Genomic DNA, 3,798 nt, shown 5'->3' with positions numbered 1-3,798 from the left:
GCTTGCTTTAGCTTGTTCCTTAGGGTTGATGCACCCATAGCACTTGAACCCATACCTGCATCACAGGCTACTACGATTTTGCTGATCTTCGTCTCTGTCTTCTTACCCTTTAATTGTTGTACTTTCTCCTTGGCACTGTCTAGATCTCCTTCACTGCCATCATCCTTTTTCACTTTAATGAAGAAGGATGCTACCAAAAAGGATACGGCTGCAGATACGGCTATACCTGCAATTACTCCGAAGAATCCTCCCTTTGGTGTCATGGCCAATAGGGCGAATATACTTCCAGGAGATGGTGCTGCTATCAAGCCTGCTCCTGTGATGACAAAGGTAAATACGCCGCTGGCTCCCCCTGCTATAACTGCTAAAAGTAATAGTGGGTTCATCAACACATATGGGAAATATATTTCATGTATTCCACCTAGAAAATGAATAATGATTGCTCCTGGTGCTGACTGCTTTGTCATTCCTTTACCGAACATCCAATATGCCAATAGTATACCTAAACCAGGTCCTGGATTTGTCTCCAGTAAAAAGAAGATAGACTTTCCTAATGAACTGGCATCCTGTATAGCTAATGGTCCTAATACGCCATGGTTGATGGCATTGTTTAAGAACATAATCTTTGCTGGTTCGATGAATAGAGATGTGATTGGCAGCAATCCTGCATTTACGATGCCTTCTACTCCAGCTTTTAATATATTGTTTAGTGACAATACCACAGGTCCTATACCCACATAAGCTACCAATGCCAAAATGGCACCAAGGATTCCTGCGGAGAAGTTATTTACCAGCATTTCAAACCCTGATGCAACTTTTCCTTCTACAGCTTGATCAAACTTTTTGATCACATAGCCCCCAACAGGCCCCATGATCATGGCACCAAGAAACATTGGTACGCCTGCACCTACTACAACACCCATGGTTGCCACAGCACCTACAACACCACCTCTAGTGTCTGCCACCATTTTTCCTCCTGTATAACCGATAAGGAGTGGAAGCAGGTATGTGATCATAGGTCCTACCAGGGCACTCACCAATGTTTGGCATTACCATACCGCTTAAAAATCTACCGAACCTTTGAATTCCTTCTCTGGTTCCTTTGCCTTCTGGGCCCTTTACACTTGCTGATGTACTTTGTGACATATGAATCCCCCTCTATATCATATTGGTCTTTACATTCAAAAACTTGCTCAAGATCTTGTTTAGCTCACTAAATACTTCTTCCTGGGAACCATTTGATAGTACATCCGTAAGTGTTGGCTCGTCAATCAAACTCCTGCTAATTTGACTAATCACTTCCAGATGCCTCTTGCTTTTATTCATAGGTGTAATCATGACTAAGCATGTTTTAACCTGCTCCTGTTCATGATTCCCATTTAGACAATACACGGGCTTTTCATCCTTTAGGCGAAGTACACCCACCCTTAGTCGATCCATAGCCCTGGTGCGGCAGTGCAGCAGCATCATTTGTTTTTTATTCAATACTGTGCTTCCCTTCCGTTCCCGGTCTAGAAGGTCTTGTTCAATCATTGCTGCATCGCCTTTATTGTCTGCAATGATCTGACTCGCCTGTCGAATGAGCTGCTCCATATCCTCCGCTTCTAATTCTTCTTTAAAGAAAAATCCCTCCAAAATTTCAATTACACCTTCTCCATATTCTTTCATGGCGTAGGAGCGTTCTTTCAAATCCATATTGCTGCGGGCTATTGCCGGAAGTTCGTGATCAAGATGTACATTAAGGTGTTCCAATATATTTTGAAGCTTCTTTTTGTTTTCTTCGATCAATAATGGATCTACCTGTATCACAGGAACATTGTGTCCCTCCATATATACAGTGGTAATGATTAAATCGATTTTATTGTCCTTCAACCATTCTTCGTCGATGTGTATGGTTGAGACAATATCCACAATATCTATATTCTGAAACTCTTTTCTGAGTCGCGTTGCCAAAAGTCTTGAAGTTCCTATCCCACTTGTACAGGCAACGATCACCCGATAAACCCGTTGTCTATGGCTGGCCTGTCGTTTTTTCTCTATGGCTGCACCGAAATGCATGGCAATATATCCAATCTCCGCCTCAGGCATTACCACATCAAAACGTTTGTTTACGACCTCGGCGCATTTCTCGCTGATCTTAAATATCTCTGGATACATCTGCTTAATCTTTCCCAACAATGGATTTCGAATATCTAAGTTCATTTTTAGCCTGTTGACAGCGGGTCTTAGATGGCTGATAAGACCAAAAAGCAAATTCTCATTATCCTTCAATATATAGCCAGCTTCCTTCTCAGCTACCTTTATCATTTGATTGGCCAACTGGGTCAGTTCAAAGTTACCGATAATAAATTCTCCTGTATCCTTGAAATCATTATGGTCGTAAATTCCATTTCGCATCTTGGCGCCTTTCAGATGCATGGTGATATAGCCTATCTCATCCCTTGGAATCTCAATTTCAGCTGACTGAGTGATCTCTGCTGCTATTTTCTCAGCTATTTTATATTCCCCGCTTTGGGATAACTCCTTTAAAAACTCTTCTTTCATGACGATTCTTTCATTGTTTTTTATTCTCTGAATGGCCAACGCCAGATGTACAATCAGTCCTACATAGGCACTGTCCGTCAGCTTGTATTCCAAATTGGCTTCTGCCCCACCGATGATCTCCTCAATGGTTTTAATGACATCCTTGTCAATCATATTCATCAACCGATTGCTGGCACTGATTTCAATACTTTCTGCCTTCTTACCCATCCCTGCTAGATTTTGACGGGTGATCTTTAACAGCTGATCTTCATCTAAGTTTTCATACAGTATGGTGATCATTGCCCTTCTAAAAGAATTTTCATTCCCTTCAACATAAACACCTAAACCAGGTTTCCGAATCAGGGTTAGTTCATGCTTGTTCAACCATACCTCTACTTTGTCTAAATCATGACTGATGGTACCCTCAGATACTTTAAACAAAGAGGAAAAATAATAGAGCTTTGTAGGTTCATTATTTTGTAAAAGTTCACTAATGATGAGTGATTGTCTATTCTCTGGTGTGAATTCCAACTCCACAGATTCCGCGTCCAACATGGTAATGAGTCTTCTTCGCTCTTCTAAGGTTGCTATAAGCTGCACGCCTACCTTTGTTTTCTTCATTAGCTTGAAATCATTTTTTTCTAACCATTGTTCTACAATAGGCATTTCTCTTAAGATTGTTCTGGGGCTGACATCTAGGTTTCGTGCAATATCCCCTATGGTAATTGGTTTTGACGCATCGCCAATCATCTTTAGAATCTGCTTTCCTCGAGCAGTTAACAGCAACTCACTCACATTTGCTCACCCCTATCTTTGAATTAGTGACATTTTTAAATTCTTAATTTTCTTTATTTTATTATATACCCTTCAAACCTTTTAAATCAAAGAAAACATAATTTTGTTTGTCATCATTTATTAGTGACATTTATAAATATATTGTTCAAAATAAAAGCAGCAGAGATGCCTATCTCCACTGCTTTCGTTGGGAACTATTTTGATAATCTTTCTACTAGCTCATCATATACAGGACTGCCTATGAAATTTGTTATAGAGATATGCTCTGCCCCAGGCGCTTGGTTCTTTGCCCGTTGGGTTAAGCTCTCATGGGTAATGATCAGGTCTGCATCTCCTGGGATTTGGTCAATGGCTGTATTGACTACTTCCACCTTTACACCTGCTTGCTTTAGCTTGTTCCTTAGGGTTGATGCACCCATAGCACTTGAACCCATACCTGCATCACAGGCTACTACGATTTTGCTGATCTTCGTCTCTGTC

General features: G+C 40.8%; 3 protein-coding genes and 1 pseudogene. All 4 read right to left on the bottom strand.

Translation table 11 applies throughout. The features are described 5' to 3' along the window. Positions 1-968 (bottom strand): PTS mannitol transporter subunit IICB (locus K0R93_RS19050; RefSeq protein WP_330685233.1); only part of this gene is annotated, 968 nt, incomplete at its 3' end. Next, complete coding sequence (locus K0R93_RS19170; RefSeq protein ID WP_330685232.1) at positions 952-1,146, bottom strand: hypothetical protein; 195 nt, start codon at positions 1,144-1,146, stop codon at positions 952-954. The genes K0R93_RS19050 and K0R93_RS19170, both read right to left, overlap by 17 nt. Before the next feature lie 12 nt (positions 1,147-1,158). Continuing rightward, positions 1,159-3,318, bottom strand: a complete 2,160-nt coding sequence (locus K0R93_RS19045) for a BglG family transcription antiterminator (RefSeq protein WP_300304963.1) — start codon at positions 3,316-3,318, stop codon at positions 1,159-1,161. A gap of 194 nt (positions 3,319-3,512) precedes the next feature. Then, positions 3,513-3,798 (bottom strand): annotated as a pseudogene (locus tag K0R93_RS19040) (PTS mannitol transporter subunit IIBC); the annotation flags it as partial.

Origin of the sequence: Anaerosolibacter sp. (genome assembly GCF_029240175.1) — a bacterium.
Classification (GTDB): Bacteria; Bacillota; Clostridia; order Peptostreptococcales; family Thermotaleaceae; genus Anaerosolibacter.
This window is presented reverse-complemented; position numbering and strand designations above follow the sequence as displayed.